This is a genomic window from Saprospiraceae bacterium, from assembly GCA_016716185.1.
In the GTDB taxonomy this organism is placed as follows: domain Bacteria; phylum Bacteroidota; class Bacteroidia; order Chitinophagales; family Saprospiraceae; genus Vicinibacter.
Map to the genome: position 1 here is coordinate 919373 of JADJWV010000002.1, position 18930 is coordinate 938302.

The 18930-nt window shown below is 36.1% G+C and carries 17 protein-coding genes and 1 pseudogene; 11 read left to right on the forward strand and 7 right to left on the reverse strand.

Translation table 11 applies throughout. The annotated features are described in order from the left end of the window. Nucleotides 1–147 precede the first annotated feature (147 nt). From IPM34_05465 to IPM34_05485, 5 genes are all read left to right on the forward strand, one after another. Nucleotides 148–1590 (forward strand): type IV secretory system conjugative DNA transfer family protein, encoded by a 1443-nt coding sequence (locus IPM34_05465; GenBank protein MBK8954990.1) that lies wholly within the window; start codon nucleotides 148–150, stop codon nucleotides 1588–1590. Further along, nucleotides 1571–2113: a hypothetical protein gene (locus tag IPM34_05470; GenBank protein MBK8954991.1), complete on the forward strand. Its 543-nt coding sequence runs from the start codon at nucleotides 1571–1573 to the stop codon at nucleotides 2111–2113. The genes IPM34_05465 and IPM34_05470 overlap by 20 nt, the downstream gene beginning before the upstream one ends. Beyond that, nucleotides 2110–3078: a relaxase/mobilization nuclease domain-containing protein gene (locus IPM34_05475; protein ID MBK8954992.1), complete on the forward strand. Its 969-nt coding sequence runs from the start codon at nucleotides 2110–2112 to the stop codon at nucleotides 3076–3078. Before IPM34_05470 ends, IPM34_05475 begins: the two co-directional genes overlap by 4 nt. 157 nt (nucleotides 3079–3235) lie before the next feature. After that, nucleotides 3236–3952: a hypothetical protein gene (locus tag IPM34_05480; GenBank protein ID MBK8954993.1), complete on the forward strand. Its 717-nt coding sequence runs from the start codon at nucleotides 3236–3238 to the stop codon at nucleotides 3950–3952. Between the two features lie 17 nt (nucleotides 3953–3969). Then, nucleotides 3970–4815: an FRG domain-containing protein gene (locus IPM34_05485; GenBank protein MBK8954994.1), complete on the forward strand. Its 846-nt coding sequence runs from the start codon at nucleotides 3970–3972 to the stop codon at nucleotides 4813–4815. Between the two features lie 46 nt (nucleotides 4816–4861). On the opposite strand, the gene IPM34_05490 is transcribed toward IPM34_05485, so the two are convergent. Further along, nucleotides 4862–6073: a site-specific integrase gene (locus IPM34_05490; protein MBK8954995.1), complete on the reverse strand. Its 1212-nt coding sequence runs from the start codon at nucleotides 6071–6073 to the stop codon at nucleotides 4862–4864. A 386-nt stretch (nucleotides 6074–6459) separates the two neighbouring features. Between IPM34_05490 and IPM34_05495 the strand changes: the two genes are divergently transcribed. The 3 genes from IPM34_05495 to IPM34_05505 all read left to right on the forward strand — a co-directional run bounded on the left by IPM34_05495 (nucleotide 6460) and on the right by IPM34_05505 (nucleotide 7662). Beyond that, complete coding sequence (locus tag IPM34_05495) at nucleotides 6460–6744, forward strand: four helix bundle protein (GenBank protein ID MBK8954996.1); 285 nt, start codon at nucleotides 6460–6462, stop codon at nucleotides 6742–6744. Between the two features lie 178 nt (nucleotides 6745–6922). After that, on the forward strand, nucleotides 6923–7207 hold the full coding sequence (locus tag IPM34_05500; protein ID MBK8954997.1) for a four helix bundle protein: 285 nt from the start codon (nucleotides 6923–6925) through the stop codon (nucleotides 7205–7207). 128 nt (nucleotides 7208–7335) lie between these two features. Then, nucleotides 7336–7662: a four helix bundle protein gene (locus IPM34_05505; protein ID MBK8954998.1), complete on the forward strand. Its 327-nt coding sequence runs from the start codon at nucleotides 7336–7338 to the stop codon at nucleotides 7660–7662. Between the two features lie 887 nt (nucleotides 7663–8549). Here the strand turns inward: IPM34_05505 and IPM34_05510 are convergent. Then, nucleotides 8550–9596, reverse strand: a complete 1047-nt coding sequence (locus IPM34_05510) for an IS5 family transposase (GenBank protein ID MBK8954999.1) — start codon at nucleotides 9594–9596, stop codon at nucleotides 8550–8552. 21 nt (nucleotides 9597–9617) lie between these two features. Between IPM34_05510 and IPM34_05515 the strand changes: the two genes are divergently transcribed. Next, nucleotides 9618–10970, forward strand: a complete 1353-nt coding sequence (locus IPM34_05515) for an ATP-binding protein (GenBank protein ID MBK8955000.1) — start codon at nucleotides 9618–9620, stop codon at nucleotides 10968–10970. A gap of 79 nt (nucleotides 10971–11049) precedes the next feature. Here IPM34_05515 and IPM34_05520 read toward each other — a convergent pair whose 3' ends face one another. Together IPM34_05520 and IPM34_05525 are read right to left on the reverse strand one after the other, a co-directional pair. After that, on the reverse strand, nucleotides 11050–11637 hold the full coding sequence (locus IPM34_05520; protein ID MBK8955001.1) for a hypothetical protein: 588 nt from the start codon (nucleotides 11635–11637) through the stop codon (nucleotides 11050–11052). 162 nt (nucleotides 11638–11799) lie between these two features. Further along, entirely contained in the window at nucleotides 11800–13806 is a 2007-nt protein-coding gene (locus tag IPM34_05525; protein MBK8955002.1) for a hypothetical protein, read from the reverse strand. Between the two features lie 137 nt (nucleotides 13807–13943). On the opposite strand from IPM34_05525, the gene IPM34_05530 reads away from it, so the two are divergent. After that, on the forward strand, nucleotides 13944–15191 hold the full coding sequence (locus tag IPM34_05530; GenBank protein ID MBK8955003.1) for a pentapeptide repeat-containing protein: 1248 nt from the start codon (nucleotides 13944–13946) through the stop codon (nucleotides 15189–15191). A gap of 296 nt (nucleotides 15192–15487) precedes the next feature. On the opposite strand, the gene IPM34_05535 is transcribed toward IPM34_05530, so the two are convergent. From IPM34_05535 to IPM34_05545, 3 genes and pseudogenes are all read right to left on the reverse strand, one after another. Further along, nucleotides 15488–16339, reverse strand: a complete 852-nt coding sequence (locus IPM34_05535) for a hypothetical protein (GenBank protein MBK8955004.1) — start codon at nucleotides 16337–16339, stop codon at nucleotides 15488–15490. Nucleotides 16340–16538: 199 nt separating this feature from the next. Beyond that, nucleotides 16539–16994 (reverse strand): annotated as a pseudogene (locus IPM34_05540) (DUF3368 domain-containing protein). After that, nucleotides 16987–17214, reverse strand: a complete 228-nt coding sequence (locus tag IPM34_05545) for a UPF0175 family protein (GenBank protein MBK8955005.1) — start codon at nucleotides 17212–17214, stop codon at nucleotides 16987–16989. Before IPM34_05545 ends, IPM34_05540 begins: the two are co-directional and overlap by 8 nt. A 183-nt stretch (nucleotides 17215–17397) precedes the next feature. Here IPM34_05545 and IPM34_05550 point away from each other — a divergent pair, with 183 nt between their 5' ends. Then, on the forward strand, nucleotides 17398–18894 hold the full coding sequence (locus tag IPM34_05550; protein MBK8955006.1) for a right-handed parallel beta-helix repeat-containing protein: 1497 nt from the start codon (nucleotides 17398–17400) through the stop codon (nucleotides 18892–18894). Nucleotides 18895–18930 lie beyond the last annotated feature (36 nt).

Consider the following 18930-nt stretch of genomic DNA (forward strand, 5'->3'; position numbering starts at 1 on the left):
GCCAAATAGAAGCATCTTTTTTGAAGCATTAAAGTCATTGATTGTATCTACATTGAAATTATTGACTTTGCTATTTGCTTACTCTTGTAAATTGTCCGGAACGATTCTTTTAAAAACTGGTGAATTTTTGGAAAAATTATTAGTGAAATGATTAGGGTTATTGGCTTTATACTAGAGCTTGTATTTGAAATCCTGTCTGCGATATTTACCGGTTTGTTAGAATTTATAGAATCACTCATTGGTCAGGAACGAAAAACGGAGTATGATGCGGATTTCGTTCCGGCCAGTGAGATTTTGAACAAATTTGATGAAGGATTTTGTCTTAACGGAAGTCATTGCCTGTCAATTACGGAAAGTTATAAAAATGGTGTGGCTTTTGGTGGTTCTGGTTCCGGAAAAACCTCAACCATATTAATAAATAGTGCGCTTTTGATGGCGAAGGGAAATTCAAGTTTAATCTTTAATGATCCAAGCCATGAAATTCGGTTATTAGTCAGCGGAGCACTAAATGAAATAGGATATGAAATCCGAGTAATAAATTATAGCAGTTTAAATTCAGAATGTTTCAATCCATTAAAACGATGCAAGACCATTTCAGATATTCAGAAGCTGGCTTCATTGCTTGTCAGAAACTCATTAGGTGATGCTAAAGATCCGTTTTGGAACAAGTCGGCAGAAGCTATAATTTCGCTATTCATCAGATACCTAATTTTTTATGCAGAGCCAGAATATCGAACGCTTTATAATGTGCTCCACTTAGTCAATGTATTTGCAGGCAATCCTGAAAAAATTGACAAGCTTATTGTAAAGACCAGAGATGAAAAAATGCTTTCAGAATACAAGGCATTTGTTGCATACGGCGATAAAACCTTGTCTTCTATACTCGCAACAGTAAAAGCTTCACTAACTTTATTTACCGATGAATTAATTGCATCCATTACATCAATTGATACGATTGATTTTGCGGAGTTTAGAACTAAGAAAGTGGCTCTGTTTATAAACAATTCAGTACCAGACATGCACTATTATGGAGCTTTAACTTCTCTTTTCTTTCAGCAATTTTTAAATGAATTATTGGTGCGTATTCCAGATAAGAATGAAAATAATATTTTCTTTCTTCTTGACGAAGCATCATCAATGTATTTGCCGGGACTATCAATAACAATTTCAAATATTCGCAAATACAATAGTGGAATACTTTTAATCTACCAAGACTATCACCAGCTCGAACACATTTATGGAACTTATGAAGCAAAGAATATTACCGCTAATTGCTATGCCAAAGTATATCTCCCAGGTCAACCAATTGGAACCTGCAAAGAGCTTGAAACAGTTTTAGGGAGATTTGAGTATTTGGATGAAGATGAAATAAGGCATACAAGACAACTCATGACTGCTGATGAAATCAGGATGACGGACAAAGCGATAATATTGATTGGAAACAAACCGCCAATTCACGCAGATCTGAAACCATATTTTAATGATCGGAAGTTAAATTCAATGACAAAAAGACCTCCTTATGAACCATCCAATAAGCTTCCTTTTGATGTGCCACCTTTAATTCAGTTAGATGAAGAGAAGAAGGCTTAATACTAAAAGCAATTTATATTCCTATTTGAAGTCCACTGGTGTTCTTGAAAACGGAACACATGCGGAGATACAAAAAGTTAAAAATGATTATTGGAGAGAATACAAACGAAATTGGAGAAAGAATAAACGGAAAATCGGAAAAGAGATTACCATATCATTTACCAAAGAAGAGTTCAAAGAAATAAGCTCTGAGTCTAAGAGACATAAGTTAAGCCGTGCAAGCTTGATTAAGCAAGCTTGCTTTGCATACTTTAATAAATCTTTCATAGTACCTGATTTGAAAGAAGTCAAAAAAATATCTCAGATTCTTGCAATGTCATACAACTATATTCAGGAAATGACAGAAGAAAATAAAATTGATTTTAAATCCGGTAAATCAATTTTAGAAGCCATTTACAAATTGGAACGAGAAATACTTCCGGTATTAAATAATCCCAAGTCTATAGAAATTTTAATCAAAGAGCATATTGAAAAAAATGCAAAAAACAAAAACTCATTGGTGGAATTCATTAATTCAATATGATTCTAAAGAATCTCACCAGAAGATCAAATACCGGCCAATTGGTTAATTATCTTTTCAAACAGGAAAAAGATAATAAACCAAAGCCAATTTTAAAACATAATTTAAGAAGTCGGACAACCAAAGGTTGGACAAAAGAGTTGGATAAAAATTTTGAATTCAGATTGAATAAACGAAAGGACAATATCCGGCTTCACCATACCATCATATCCTTTTCAAACAAGGACAAGAATCATATCAATCCGGAATTGTTGAAGGGCATTACTAAGAAATACATTGAGCTTCGTGGCAAAGACAATATGTATATAGCTTCATTACATTGGGATAAGGAGCATATTCACCTTCATATCGTGATGTCCTCCATAAAATATCTGACCGGAGAATCGAACCGGATCTCCCGTCAGGAATTCAAAGAAATAAAACTTGCTCTGGATTCTTATCAAAAAGAGAAGTATCCTGAGCTTGTAAACAGCTTACCCAATCATGGAAAATCCAAAAACACCCAGCTTACCGATCAGGAGCAAGGGCTCCTGAATATGGATAGAAAATTATCACAAAAGCAAGAGCTTTTGGAAACTATCCAAGCGGTTTATGACAGTTCGAAATCAGTTGATAATTTTCTATCCGAGCTCAAATCCAAGGGATATGAGCCATATTATAGGGGTGGGAGACTTTACGGACTTGAAGATGTCTCAGAGCGTCATTATCGCTTTAAAACCCTTGGAATTGATCTCAATATGCTGGAAGAAAAGGACAGGCAAGCTCAAGTCGAAGCCAAGCAACTCCAAGAGCTTGTCAGTCTTAGGGAGTCAAAAAGTCAGGATAGACAGCAAGATGATGAACCGGAAAGGGAGATTTCAGATGATCGGAATGATCTTGATTTGGATTCAAAATCCGAGGAAAATGAAGACGAAAAGGAGGATATACAAGACGATGATCTGGAACCAGAAAGCCCTGATGATGATTAGCTTAGGATGCTGATTTGGGAAGGTTGCAAGATTGCATTTCGCCATGGCGATACACTATCTGCCTTATGACGAAATGCAATCTTGGCGGGAGACCCGCACCCCATTTTCTGAATTCAATAAAGACAATTAAATTAGCATTCTAAAGAATATACGAAGTATGTGGTTCAGGCAAGTTTTTCGGGACTCTGTTTACTTGGTTAATAATAAAAGTGTTTACGAGTTTTTTAAAGATGTAAATGAAACCCAAGAAAGTATATCTTCCTTGATCGAAAAAGAAGCGGTTCGATGGTTATTTGGAGGCAATGGGTTTCTAGATTTTTTTTGTATAGATTTTTTTGAGAAGCCAGGTAAAGTCAAATCATACTTCAGTGTTTCAGATCCATTCATTAAGCGAAATGAAAAACCCGGAGATCTTGATTTAGTTCTTATTGATCCTGAAGAACCTCATAAGTCAATTGCTTTTGAATGCAAGCGAATCAAGGTACAAACTTTAGCCAATCAACAAACCAAAATAAATGGCTTAGGAAATTTAGAGTCAGGAATTTTTCAAGTAAATAACTATCTCAAACTTGGATTTCATCAAACCTATTTGATGATAATAATATTAGATGATTGTAGATATGATGAATCGGAGAATGTCATGTTAAGAAGTAGTAGATTCACTAAGGAAAATGTAAACTATAACTTTAAATGGCCAAAGCCATTGAAAAACTCAATTGGAGTTGTTTATGTTAGAATTACACAACAAACAAAAAGACATTACTCATTCATGTGTGGATTCGGTGTTAATATTCCAAAATTGGCTGTAAAACTTCAGCAAGCCAATGATATTACAAAGAAAGTTGAATTCTTATTAAAAAATAATTCCTTCTAAATATTTAAAATAAAAAAATGAAATTTCAACATCCTAAACAACTAAAGGATATATACGAGGGTAGCCGTGTTCATTCTATTTCAGAATTAATGCCAATAATTGAAACGGTTCAAATGGTTAAAAATACCGGAATTGAGTATTTTGAATTTTATCGAGGACATTCGCTGGAAGCTTACAAATTGCTGTCAGGACTTAGTAGATTATCTGATAATCCCACGATTATTAGTCAGATTGACAATGAACTTCAATCTAGATTTGATTCGGAATTTTTACCACAAAAATTGCAAGCTTTAGAACTTTCACAATTACATAAGGATCGGAGCTTCGAATTGAAATGGAAATTAGCTTTTCAAGCGCAACATTTAGGTCTGAAAACAAGATTACTTGACTGGAGTATAAATTGGAGAATAGCTTTAATGTTTGCAGTAGAAGACCATTTTGAATCGGATGGAGCTCTTTGGATCTTTCTATGTCCTAAAGTATGGAGATACAGTTCTGCTGGAAATACCAATTACTTTTCAATTCATCCCAATAATGTAGAAAGCACATTACTTATTAATCATGGTTTTCTATTAGATGAACAATTTAAGGAGCATGATGGAATGATGCGAGTGGCTCGGCAAGCTGGTAGATTTACCATCCAATCATATAATGAATCCATAATACCATTGGAAGCACAAAGTAATGTGGATCAATTTTTGATAAAAATAATTATTGATGGTGCATCTAAGCCTTCAATAAAAGCTGAATTAAAAAAATCAGAAGGAATTCATTTGGATTGGGCGTATTATAGAAAGGATTCAGAAATTGATGATATATTAAAAATAATAAACACTGAAACTATTTCAAAGTATATACCATAGTAAGCAAGTTGCTCTACATTGTTCTTAACAAGGCGGTGTATGTATTTTAATAATTTAACACAACATTCAATGCTTCATCAGTATCCTTATGAACAAAATTCGATTGGTACCCAATCGTAGTAGTTATTGATGTATGTCTATATAGTTTTTGAAGCATTTGAATAGGTATTTTATCTCCTGATAAATTTCCAAAAGTATGTCGAGCAATATGCATGGTAAGTTTTTTATTAATACCTCCAATTGATGCGACCTTTTGCAAAGCTTCGTCTATTGTTTTAGTTGCATTTTTTATCTTTCTTTGCAAATCAAATGAATCGGTAAAATTTTCCGTGTTTTTTAAATATGGAAAAACAAGGTCTGTTTTGTCCCTAGCCTTCTGATACTGCTCTAAAATTAGTGTTGCTTTTTCAGGAATCATAAGCGATCCGGCTTTTGAATTTTTCCCCATACTATAATGAAGTCTACCATTTGGAAAATCCGACCATTTCAATCGAAGTATGTCAGAAACACGAATTCCGGCAAAATAGAAAGAAACAAGCCATAAATTTCTGGCATGATCAAGTGATGGGCTTTTTTCTAATTGAGTGTTTTCAAGAATTTTCACTTCTTCTTCTGACAACCCAACTTTTAGTGAGTCTGGAAATTTAATTTGTACTTTGTCCTTTCCAAAAGGGTAGTATTTTGATTCTATTAAATTATCCTTTATTGCCTGACTGAAAACGGAACGAATAACTATAAGGTGATTCACAATTGTCCGATCTGATATTTTTCTTGTCCCCTTCAAATATGCTTTGAACTTGTTAAGAAGAGTTACGGTAATTTCTTCAAAAGATATATCGTCTCCGTTGAGAAATTCTTTGAAGCGTGTAATTCTAGGTTTGTCAGCAGTATATCGGTTATACTTTCCACTTAGCTTTAAGTTTTCTAAATAAATGTTAGCTTGAGAAAAGAACTTGTTGGTTGATTTCGATTTGATGTTATTCCTGATTGCTTTGGAGCTTGCTGTTTCCCTTTGCGTTTCAATTTCTAATAATTTCTTGTTGGCTTCGGTTAGTTTTTTTAATATAAGATTGTTTAGTTCGCGATGATTTGGGTGAGATTTTTTTACCCGCTGTTTATCGGCATCCCAATCGTTTGGATTTAGGTACTGACCAATGTAATAAACAGAGTTCCTTCTATCCTTTACTATTTGAATACAAAGAGGTAATTTTGCTTCACTATTTGGCTTCTTGCGTAGCACTACTTTTACTGATGCCATAATGATGGTTTTTGATTAAGGTAGAACATAGGTAGAACATTTTTTGAATAAAGTTGGTTTAAATTGAATCACTAAATTTCATATAATGCTAAATATCAGCTTTATAATAACAAGTTAATTCAATTAAAAACATATATTGCAGGACTTAAAATCCTGTGGCCAGGAATGGCCGTGCGGGTTCAAGTCCCGCCCCGGGTACAAAAATCAGAATGAGTGAGAGATCGAGAATGAGAATGAATTGAAAATAAAACAAACTCATTCTGATTTTTCACTCATTCTGTTTCTGTTTCTCTTTCTCATTCTCTTTCTTCCTTTATTACAGTATGTTTGATTTTCAAAAGTTAGCGGTTTACAAAAAGTCGACAACATTCCATAATTCGTTAAAGTTGATTTGTAAATCACCTGGTATTCATAAAAATATAGCTGATCAATTATTCCGGGCTTCACTAAGTATACCCTTAAACATTGCTGAAGGATCTGGGAGGATTACGTCGAAGGATCGTCGTAATTTTTTTATAATATCCCGGGCTTCAGTATTTGAATGTGTTGCCATTCTGGACAGCCTGCAATGTGAAAATCATTTTACTGACGAGCAGTATCAGGAGTTAAATCAAGAGGCAGAAGAAATTTCGAAGATACTCTATACGATGATTAAAAATTTAGAAAAGTAAAATCAGAATGAGTGAGAGATCGAGAATGAGAATGAATTGAAAATAAAACAAACTCATTCTGATTTTTCACTCATTCTGTTTCTCTTTCTCATTCTCTTTCTTCCTTTATTACAGTATGTTTGATTTTCAAAAGTTAGCGGTTTACAAAAAGTCGACAACATTCCATAATTCGTTAAAGTTGATTTGTAAATCACCTGGTATTCATAAAAATATAGCTGATCAATTATTCCGGGCTTCACTAAGTATACCCTTAAACATTGCTGAAGGATCTGGGAGGATTACGTCAAAAGATCGTCGTAATTTTTTTATAATATCCCGGGCTTCAGTATTTGAATGTGTTGCCATTCTGGACAGCCTGCAATGTGAAAATCATTTTACTGACGAGCAGTATCAGGAGTTAAATCAAGAGGCAGAAGAAATTTCGAAGATACTCTATACGATGATTAAAAATTTAGAAAAGTAAAATCAGAATGAGTGAGAGATCGAGAATGAGAATGAAACGAAATCCTGGTCGAACTCATTCTGATTTTTTCCTCATTCTGTTTCTCTTTCTCACTCTAACACCCTTACGAAGTGTTCGAATTTCAAAATTTGGAAGTTTATAAGAAAGCGAAAAAACTTCATGCTACTTTAAAAATAATAGCTAAAAGTTCATCCAGTAAAATCATTGCTGATCAATTGTTCAGAGCATCTCTGAGTATACCTTTAAATATTGCTGAAGGTTCCGGTAGATTTACATCTAAAGACAGACGAAACTTCTTTATTATTGCCAGAAGTTCTCTTTTTGAATGTGTTGCCATTGTTGATTCCATTTTTGATGAACGACTTTATTCTAATGAGCAATATGATGAAATTATTAATTCAGCTGATGAAATTTCCAGAATTCTCTATACAATGATTAAAAATTTAGAAAAGTAAAATTAGAATGAGTAAGAGATCGAGAATGAGAATGAAACGAAATCCTGGTCGAACTCATTCTGATTTTTTCCTCATTCTGTTTCTCTTTCTCTCTCTAACACCCTTACGAAGTGTTCGAATTTCAAAATTTAGAGGTTTATAAGAAAGCGAAAAAACTTTATGCTACTTTAAAAATAATAGCTAAAAGTTCATCCAGTAAAATCATTGCTGATCAATTATTCAGAGTTCCTTTCGCATTGGCACGGAAGACGCAATGCACATGTCAAGAGAAATGTATCCTGTCCCGACCATATGTCGGGATTGATGTCGAAGATTTTATTAATCTACCGAACTATAAAATATACTTAAGGCTTATGATTGATGGAAAGCCTAGTAGACCGTTGTAAGTACCCCATTTCCCGAACTGATGTTAAATTGGATTTCAAATATCAGGCCGGATTATGCAAAATTTGAGTGATGCAAATTCATTGATTAAATCCTTTAAGATACCATGGATGGTTTTTAACGTGCCCTGAAAATTGGCTAAGAATGTTTTAAATAAGTTTTTTTAGATATGTATAATTGACAGTATTATAATAAATAACATATTATATAATATATTTATATAATTTGTTACTTCTTGATTTTTTCCAATTGCTTAAGCTAATAGATGAATTTGTTCAATTTCAAGGCTTTTCAATGTGTGGAAAAGCTTAATAATTTACAATATGTAAACTTAATATAGGGGACTTCTATTTATTAATAAAGTTCGTTTCATTTGTTCAAATGATATTCATTTAAACTTCAAAGGCTACAATGGAGCTTTTGCAAGCAAGGCTTTTCAACAAATTCGATCCGGTTTTCAACATTTTCGTGAATTTATTTGTGATTTTTCAGTTCCGGGCACACTATGCCCATGCTACTTTTCTTTTTAGTTGGATAATCCGGAATAAATTATATGTAATGTTTGTCAGTCCAATTTGAAAGGAAGATCTTACTTTACCTATACATCGTAATTTAATTTTTCCAAACATCGTGGTGATACATCCAAATACATGTTCAACTCGTGCACGTGTTCTAGATAAGTTAGTATTTCTGTCTTGCTCCCTCTCGTTTAATGGACGGTTTCTTCTTCCTTTCTGATTTATACAAGGTATCATTCCCTTCTTGCGGATTCGTTCTCGGAAATCCCAACTTGCTGAATCTCCATATAAGCGTTTTCCTTCATCCCGTTTTTCTATCAATACATCCGTCATTTCACCATCATAAACATTCGCAGGCGTTACTTCATAGTTAGTAATCAGTTTAGTGTTCTTATCGATCTTCACATGATCTTTATAGCCGTAGGCTTTGCGATTATGGTGCTTTACCCAGCGGGCATCGGAATCTTTTTGTCTTCCAATATTAGGGTTATCCTCCCATTCTTGTGGTATTTGCCCATTCTTTATTAAGTCATTATCTTCTTTACTATTGCGGTTAATTTCACTTTCTACAATATGAGCATCTACAATACTACCCTTATTTATTATTACCCTATTCTGGTGTAAAAGTTGATCCAGTTTTTTAAATAACCTTTTATCAGCCTTCTTTAAACTCAATTCATTCTTGAACGACCAGATTGTTCTCGCGTCAGGAATCTGATCCGTTCCTCGTATTCCTAGAAATAATTTAAAACTTGTCCGGTCTGCTATTTGAAATTCCATTGATTCATCACTTAAATCATATATTCTTTGAACGATTAATACCTTAAACATCATCACTACATCATAAGATGGCCTGCCGGGACCTTCTCCCGTTCTTTTAACAATTTTTTCCAGCTCCTTTCGAAAATATTCAAAACTGACGTAGTCGTTAAGCTTAGCTAATGGATCTTTATCAAAAGAACGAAGTTTTTCAACAAGCGCATCCCACTCAAATAGCTCAAGTTGTTGCTTTGGTGTAATGATTTTGGCCATATAGAATTTTTCCCAAAAGATATGTATTTTTATGAATATTTAGAAGTCCCCTATATTATAAAATGTAAACTAAAATTCATAATAAATGTAAAATTGACGTTATTTTATCTGGTGGAAACAGGCAAAATTTATAAAGACCGAATTACAGATATTGAGCTGGTGCGAAAACTTAATGCTTCTGGCGCTGTCCTGATTAGAGGTCCGAAGGCCTGTGGGAAAACGGAATCTGCGAAACAAATAGCGAATAGTATACTACATGTTGACAGAGACGAACAAGTGCAGGCATTGATCGACATTGAACCCAGACGATTGTTGCTTGGAGAGACTCCACGTCTAATTGATGATTGGCAAGCACAACCAAAACTGTGGGATTATATTCGACATGAAATAGATGATCGCCAAAAAAGCGCCCAATTTATCCTAACGGGTTCTGCAAATCCAGAAGAGTCTGTAAAAATGCACTCGGGTGCTGGCAGATTTACCATCGTAGATATGCGAAGCATGTGTTGGCAAGAATTGGGCCATTCTACTGGCAAAGTAAGTTTGTCCAGACTTTTTAATGGTGGAAAAATTGATATACACGACCAACCTTGTGAATTGGAGTTTATTATAGAGAAAATCATCATTGGCGGTTTTCCCACGCTTCTCAATAGAGAAATTGATGAAGCCATAGAGCTTAACCGTGCTTATGTAGAATTACTTGCAGAAGTAGATATGAGCCGGGTGTCTGATGTGAAACGCGATCCTGAAAAAGTAAGATGTTTATTGCGGTCGTTGGCCAGGAATACGGCTACTTTAGTTGAAATTACTTCTTTGCAAAAAGATCTTGGCTTACAAGACTCTGCAGTTTCACGTCCAACAATTTATAATTACCTTGACGCCCTGCATCGACTGATGATCCTCGAGGACCAAGCGGCATGGAATACACATATCAGGTCATCTTCTGCTTTGAGAAAATCTCCTAAAAGACATTTTACAGATGTCTCACTTGCAGTTGCAGCTTTGGGTGCTGATAAAAATTTACTACTAAACGACTTGAATTTTACGGGTTATCTATTTGAATCTATGGTCACGCATGATTTGCGCGTCTATGCTCAAGCTAATGATGCCAAAGTTTATCACTACAGGGATTCGAGCGGTTTAGAGGTGGATTGTATTGTGCAAAAATATAATGGTGATTGGTGCGCATTTGAAATAAAATTAGGAACCGGAAAATTGGATGAAGCAGCCGCCAGTCTCATAAAATTTAAATCAATATTGGATGAGAAGAAAGTAAAACCTCCCTGTTCTCTCAATATAATTACAGGTACCGGAATTAGTTATACTCGAAAAGATGGAATCAATGTAATTACTTTGGCTTCGTTGGGTGTTTAGATAAAATTAATTTTTATCATTTGACTAAAATCAAAAATCCTAGTTTTTGCAATTTTTGAGTATAAACCAAAGGCAATTTTTAGTTAAGGTTCAATATGCAATTAATATTCTTTACTGTCTTGGTATAATCTTTTTTTGTCATTCCCCAATTAAAATACCCAGGCGATAATAATTTTCCATCAGCACTAACATAAGCTTTTATTGAATAAAAATATTTTGGAAACGAACTAAGTTCTTTTAATTGCTCAAAAGTGATATCAAATAAATTTGTATACTTGTAAGTTGCTATTCTACTAATTGTGGAATTTTTTAAGGGAACTATATCGTAATTCACAAGTTTAATTGACCGTCCAGGTTCGCGGCACGCAATGCTAACTTCTACTGAATCAATTTGTCCTCGACCAAATCCACTATTTAATCTAATCCCTTCTAACTCTCCACTCACAGAAATCCAATATTTATATTTACTTTCATTTAATGAACTGTCAGAGGAATCATTAAATCTAGCAAAAGCTAAACCTCCGTTTATTTTGGTCCAATTTACTATGGTTTTACCTAGCTTATGGTTAATTATTTGATCTTTATCAAAATCGCAGTCTTGTGCATAGTTGGAAATAGAAATAAGAACAATACACGATATAAATATAAAACGTTTGCTTAATGTCATAACAGTCAGAATTTCAACAAAATTATTAAATTTTTATAATGATACTTTTATTTCTTACTAAAAACAAATATAATAATAAGCATCCGACTCAAGCAATATCTGAATAAATTGGCAATGATTGATATTTAAGAACTTTTGATGCTATGTACCAAATTTCAATTTCTAAAAATACATCTTCTGCTTCTCCCTTGGCCTGACCAAAGGCGGCTTCGGAAAATATGAAATATCCAATTCTTTGATTTCCCCTTTTGGACTGATCTCTAACATCAGGGATTGGTAGGGCCTGAATTCCAGTTTCTTTTTTTGACTCTTTCCCCCTGCATAGAAAGTAAATTCCATAGTCTTTGTTTCGGTCATCAAGGATTGTCCGCTATACACGGGGTATGCAAGTTTTTTTGCTGGCCACTGACTTAAGAATAAATACCGGGTTCCGTCTTTACCGATTCGACACCAGTATTCCGGCAAACTGTCTCCTTTTATGAAAGGGGGATGATCCATCAACTTATTAAAATCAGAAGATACATTCGGACTGGCTAACAGTCGTTCGAGTAATTGTTGAAATACAGCAGATTTGTTTTTTCCTGGCTGAAGAGGAGATTGTTTGAGGCATACCTTCAATCCTTTATGAGCAAGCTCCAGGATCCTTTTTAATGCACGGATGTCCATGTATTTCACATCGATATAAAGCAGCGAAAACGCGGCATCGCCCACAACCAGTTTATTATTTTTAAATTTTGCTTTTTCCAGAAAATGTCTGTTGATCCAAATGGGATGGTAACCCGATAATTCTTCAGGAGTGTGGATGTAGCGCAATTCATATTCACCCCAAACCCAAACGCGTTGTTGTTCTTTAGGCAAAGCCCCTTTCATCACGGCATCTTCATACGGTATATAAACGGCAACGTCGGTGTAAGTTTTCCCTTTTTGCAGGTAAGCCGAAACTTTTTCTACGTATTTATTCAATCCGGACAATTCTTCTGTCAAACTGCCACCGGGTCCGATGTAACAGGTTGCAAAGAAATCGATGGTATCGGATCCTTTCGGATTATAGGGCATACCAATGTAAATATGGTGATTAACGCCATTGGCAAATAATGCATCAGCTACCATTTTTAAATCTGCAGTCTGCTCTCTTCGCAGATAGGTGCTCGGGAATCCATACATACAGGTAAAGGATTCGCAAGACACAACTTGTTTGGATGCCAGACAGCCTGCCGAGCTCACAATCTTCGAATAATTCGGGTTGTTCAGCATCGCCTCTGTTTCGGGGATATCGGGCAGTTCATAAGTAGTCATGATATCGGCCGGTGCTCCCAGACATTGTACCCTCGACCAGGCTCCCAATTGCTTGCATTTTTTTACAAAAGGTTCGTAAAATCCTTTCGTGACGTATTCGTCTACCAACATCATGTAATCGTAACGCACATCCGGAAATGAGTCCAATCCGAGATTCATAAAAGGAATGATATCGTAATTAAATTTTTTTTGGAATCGCTGATCAAATCCGGGTGTCCATAATTTATGTTTACCGTTGAGTTTGATCTCCCAGGAATCTGCAAACAATACGGTTTTGGGGCCTTTGAGAATTTTTTTCCACGGAGTTTTATAAGGTGCTGCAAATAATTCGAAGGCTTTTGGATCCATGTGATTGATGACACGCATATTTTGCGGCCAGGCCCAGGAAAAAGTCAACAGCTGACTGAAAGACGTATCGCCATAGATCTGTGTTCCGTACTCTTTGGGAATATGCAGTTCAGCAACCGGCCAGGCACTTCCAAAAGTGAAATCACAAGCCAATCCAATCGAATCTGCATAGCTCTTGGTATAAGCTACAATGTCCGTCCATTCCTCGCTCAACCATTTTTGTGCACTGGTATCAACCGGATAATGTCTGTTAAAATCCCTGGCAAACCACTCCTGATAACGGTGCAAAGGATATAGCCATGCGATTTCAACGCCTCCGAAATGTTTGTTCTTTGCCCAGTCCAGCTGGTATTTCACATCTTCTTCTTTGATTTGAGTTGCAAACCAAAACCAACGCACCATGGGTTTTGTAGTCTGATAAAATGGATTTGGGGCATCCTTTCGGGGCTGATCTGCAAACTTATCGCGACTAAATATGCCCGGCAACAAAAATCCTAAAAAAATAAATACTTGTAAAAGGCTCATTATGCAATTATAGCAAATTGCTGGGAATTGTACAAAACTCGCACAGCGCTAAGCGAAATTCAGAGATCGTTTAATAGTACAGAACCATTATTTTTGTGTGTCATGTTTAGAAAGAAATGAGTGAAATGAACTGATTCATGCGTATCAACCGGAGTTTTATTTACTTTTTATTACTGACCTTAACAAGCCTTTGTGCCTGGTTTCTGGGTTATATCAAAGTTCCTTATGTGGATGTACAAGCTTCCTTTTGGGCCGGTTTTATATCTGCGCTGTGCTTTATTTTATTGGGTCTTTGCTTTATTTGGTTCATTGGAAGTAAACTTTCAGGACCCAATGATGGTGAGAAGCGTGAAATGGCAGTCGATGCATCCCTGATTAAAAGAATATTCTGGTTGATGCTGGCAATACTTTGTTTGATATTTCTGTGTGCCCAGATCTATTATTTTTTAAAGAAACCCGATGCTAAACTGCAACAAATTCAACAGGAATCGAATGAATGGAAAATAAAAGCGAATGTAGAATCTGAACGAAGTAAGATCATGTTACTTGCAGAGCTCATCCGTCAACTGGATTCATTCAAATTAATTCAAAAAGATAGTGTGCAACGTAAATTTATGATTGATCGTGTGGCTGCTGTGAGCGCCACTTTTAATTTGAAAAAGGAGTTTGATGCGGAACGGGCTTATTCTTCACTGCTAAGTGCGGAACGGGGATTGCTGTTGTTGAGTTTGTTGCATACCAAAATGGATTCACTTTCTTTCCGGAGGATTAAGGAGAATGTAAGTTTTTCAGGTGCGGACTTAAGAAATGCGGACTTGCAAGGATTTGATTTGTCGGGTATAGATTTGAGATGGGCGGATTTGAAGCATGCAAATTTGAGGAATTGTAATTTGAATGATGCGGTATTATCCGCCGCGAATTTATATGGGGCGGATTTAGATGGGGCCACACTCTATGGTGCGAATTTAATTTCAGCGAAAATGCAGTGGAGTAAAATGAACCATACAGAATTGAGTTGGACAAGACTTGATAGTGCAGATCTTTCCAATGCAAGTTTTTTTCAATCCAAGCTGGTGTACGCGACTTTTATTCGCACAAAATTTTACAATGCCCTGCTGAAACAAGCAGATTTGAACAATGGTTTTTTTGTGGAGGCAGATTTGTCATTCGCTAATTTTTCGGGATCCGTGCTATCTCATGCTTCATTTGAAAAGACAAAAGTAAAAGGAATGGTGCTTAACGATGCTGTAATAGATACAACAAGTTGGAAGGAGTTCATTGGAGCAGCGCAGTTAGAAAATGATCCCTTGATCAATAATTATAAATTGGTTGCGGATTCGTTGAGTGTAAAGGATTCAGTATTTTATAAAGTTTCTTCGAAGTAAGCATGGAATTTTATTTGTTTCGATTTAAGATCATTGCATTATTAAACAGTCTATCATTTGGAAAACTAAGTTTTCCCATCGCCTCTTCTTAGTCTGAAGACTAAGAAGAGCGGGGTCTGAAGACTAAACACTGTGATTTTAAAGCAACATGAATTACATCCAAATCGCTCCCTTCTCCAGATAGTGGAGAACCTGTCTGCCGACCAGGCAGGGGACTGGGGATGAGGCCACCCCTTTAGAACGAAAGTGACGAATTGCAAAACTGAATTCAAAATAAACCGATTAACTATTAGATATCATTCGTTCTCCAATAGGCGATTCATCTTATTTGAAAATTTGATCAACTTTTCATCGGTCGCTTTGAATGGACTCATTCCAATTTCCAGTGCCCACATGTAATAACTTTGAAGGTCGTTCAGATAAGAAGCAAGTAAGGCGGGCGTACATTTTTTTGTTTGGCTCAATTTATATTTCTCTTTTAATTGAAGTCCTAATCTTTGGCCAATCTCGTTATTGATGAGATCTACGTAATTATCTGTTGGATTATTGATTGTATCCTGCAATTGCTTTTCATTGAATTGACCGGTGAGTAATTCCGGCATATAATACCGCTCGTGGAGGTCTCCGATGAGATCGGCTAAGTCTTTAGAGAAAAATGAAGTGATCAATGCCTGTGCAGTGACGTGGTTGAATGTATTTAAAAATCCCTTTTCAGAGCTGTCCCTTGCACTTAAATAGGCCAACTCTGGCGTATGGATATGACTTACGGAAGCTTCTGCCAGGTCGTAAAACGCCACATCTTTCGATCCAAATACATCAGCCCTTCTGCGACTCAGCATGTGAACTTTTTCGAGATCTTTTCGCTGTCTGACTTCGGCAGGATGAAACCATGCAAATTTGAATTGTTGGAGTTTATTTGATTTTTGCAATTGGGTAAGGTCGCCTTGTGTTACCCCGGACTCCAATTGTACTTCAATCGTTTCACCATTACTCTTATAATTTAAAAGCACGGATGGTAAAGAAGCTGAGTTTTCCCCGGGATTAGATTTATGATTATATATTATGTTAACTGCTGTTTTAAAATGCTCTAGATCCTTAAATCGGGTACTGATCAGTGCTCTGGCAAGTATTCTCTCAGGATAGGGCATTGAGGACTCCTGATAAGGTAGTGACTTGTATGGAATACGATCTTCAACTCTTGAGAGAAAATTACCAACACAAGATTGAAGAAGGAAACAGTAAATAAGGACTGAGATTAAGAACGATTTATTTAACATGCAAAATTTTTTCATGCTTTGTTAAATATTTTACAAGGAGAGGAAACGCTTTGGTGCATTTTTTCTGAACTCATTCACCGGCCTGCTTAAGAGATTCTAACTCTATTTCATTTGAGATATGGAAATTATTTTGTTTCATCTTTTGAAAAAGTGGTCTGATAGTTGGAATTGTTCCATTTAGTTTGGCCTTTACAATTACTCCTCATGTTCCTGTTATTTTTATTCCCAGGCCTCTAGCTATCTTTCTTGCTTTATAATCATCCAGTATGAGTAAACTGCCTGGTCTTACCAGGGCTAAAACAATTGCACTGGATTCTCCTTTGTCTATTTGTAATTCAAGGAGTTGTTGTTTCTGAATGTCCTTTACTCTAGCTACCTCTATCCATTCTGGTAAAGGATCTCCGTATTCAATGGCAACTTCTGATGTCGTTGAAATTTGTCCAAATACCAGCTGTAAAAGCTCAAGTTCTCCAATTTTTGAAAGAACAATCAAGCAACTTGTATACGAAATAATCGACTTAAGCATTAAAGACATCTGTCTTAAGGTCCTCAGAAGGGTAGTTAAAGATCGAAACGTTGTAACTTCCCATCATTTCTGCAAATGCACGTTTAGTCAGGCCGGCAACCTCTGAAGCTTGTCCTAACGATAACTTCCCTTTTTCATAGAGCATTACTGCAACAAGAATTGATAATTGCTGATTGTCCAAATCTATTTGATCCGGCAGATTCAATGTAAGGGCTTTCATCTAACAAAATTACGCATTTTTTATGAAGTTTTTCAAATTTAGTCTTGAATCATATTGACTGCAATATATTTATGATCACTAATCCATTTTTCAATTTCATGGAGTCTCATAAAATATTATTTGGGATTGCAATGGAAACGAATCTGTGAACGACTGATTATATTTGTCATTCTAAAGTTGCCTATGTTTAAAATCATTAATATAGTTTTATTAAATCTGATATTGACGGTTGGAACATCTGCACGTACCTACGACATCCGGTCATTTGGCGCCGTAGGCGATGGGGTCACCTTAAATACCAACGCCATCCAAAAAGCTATTGATCAGGCACATGCTGATGGCGGAGGGATCGTATGGATTCCAAGTGGAAAATTTGTTTCGGGTTCTATCGTTTTGAAAACCGGAGTTGAATTGTACCTGGATAAGAAAGCGGAATTGCTCGGGAGTCTCGATGCAAGAGATTATAAAAGATTTTATAAATGGCTGGCCCTGATCCTTGCCGAAAATGCAAGCCATATTTCCATACGGGGTAAAGGCACCATTGATGGAAGGGGAGCGGAGCTGGGCTTGCATGTCGACAGTTTGTTTTATGCTGGGCAAATCGACAGCCATCGTTATCATCTAACCGAACGCAGAGCATGGCATGAATTGCGACCGCATCTGATCGATTTTGTCGGATGCCGGTTTATCACCATCACCGGTGTGTTGATGAAAAATGCTTCCAGTTGGGTGCAATCCTACGAAAAGTGTTATCACATCCGAATGGATAAAATAGTGGTGGATAGCGATGCATACTGGAATAACGATGGTATTGATATTATCGATTGTCAGAACGTACAAATTACAAATTGCTTTGTCAATGCTTCCGACGATGGTATTTGCATCAAATCTGAAGATTTTAGTTTAAGTCAGATCTGCGACAGCATTTATATTTCCGATTGCACGGTACGATCGAGTGCATCGGCAGTAAAATTCGGGACATCTTTGGTAAGTGGAGCCAGAAATGTGGTCATCAGAAATATTAAAATTTACGATACCTTTCGATCAGCGATAGCCATAGAAGCCACACAGGGTGGATTTATTGAAAATGTGCTCGTAGAAAATATTACTGCAAAAAATACGGGCAACGCAATTTTCCTCCGTATAGGCCGCGTTCGTGGAGCAGAGAAAGCAGGTCCGCTCCGGAATGTGGTGATCAGAAATTTGAAAGTCGAAATACCCTTTGAAAATCCCGATTTTGACTACGAAATTCGTGGTCCAAATTTATCGACGTTTCACAATGTATTTCCTTCATCCATCACGGGAAATCAGGGAGTTTATGTAGAAAATGTTCATCTCGAAGATATTACAATTACTTATCCGGGCAGAGGCAATAAAGCTTATGCGAACTTACCCCTTTACCGGATAAAGGATGTTCCGGAACTCGAAACCAGCTACCCTGAATTTTCTATGTTTGGGGAACTTCCCGCCTGGGGATTTTATGTAAGGCATGTAAAAGGGCTGAGTTTTAAAAATATAAAACTCAAAATCAGAAAACCCGATTATCGGCCGGCCATGGTATTTGACGATGTGCATATGCTTAGTATCGATGGCTTACAAGTAAAAGGCGATGACAAAACGGATCCTATTTTCTTCAAGGATACGACAGATATTTCTGTAAGTAGTTTGAAATTAAATTGAAATTTAATGGCCTGTAAATGGAATTCAAAATAATTT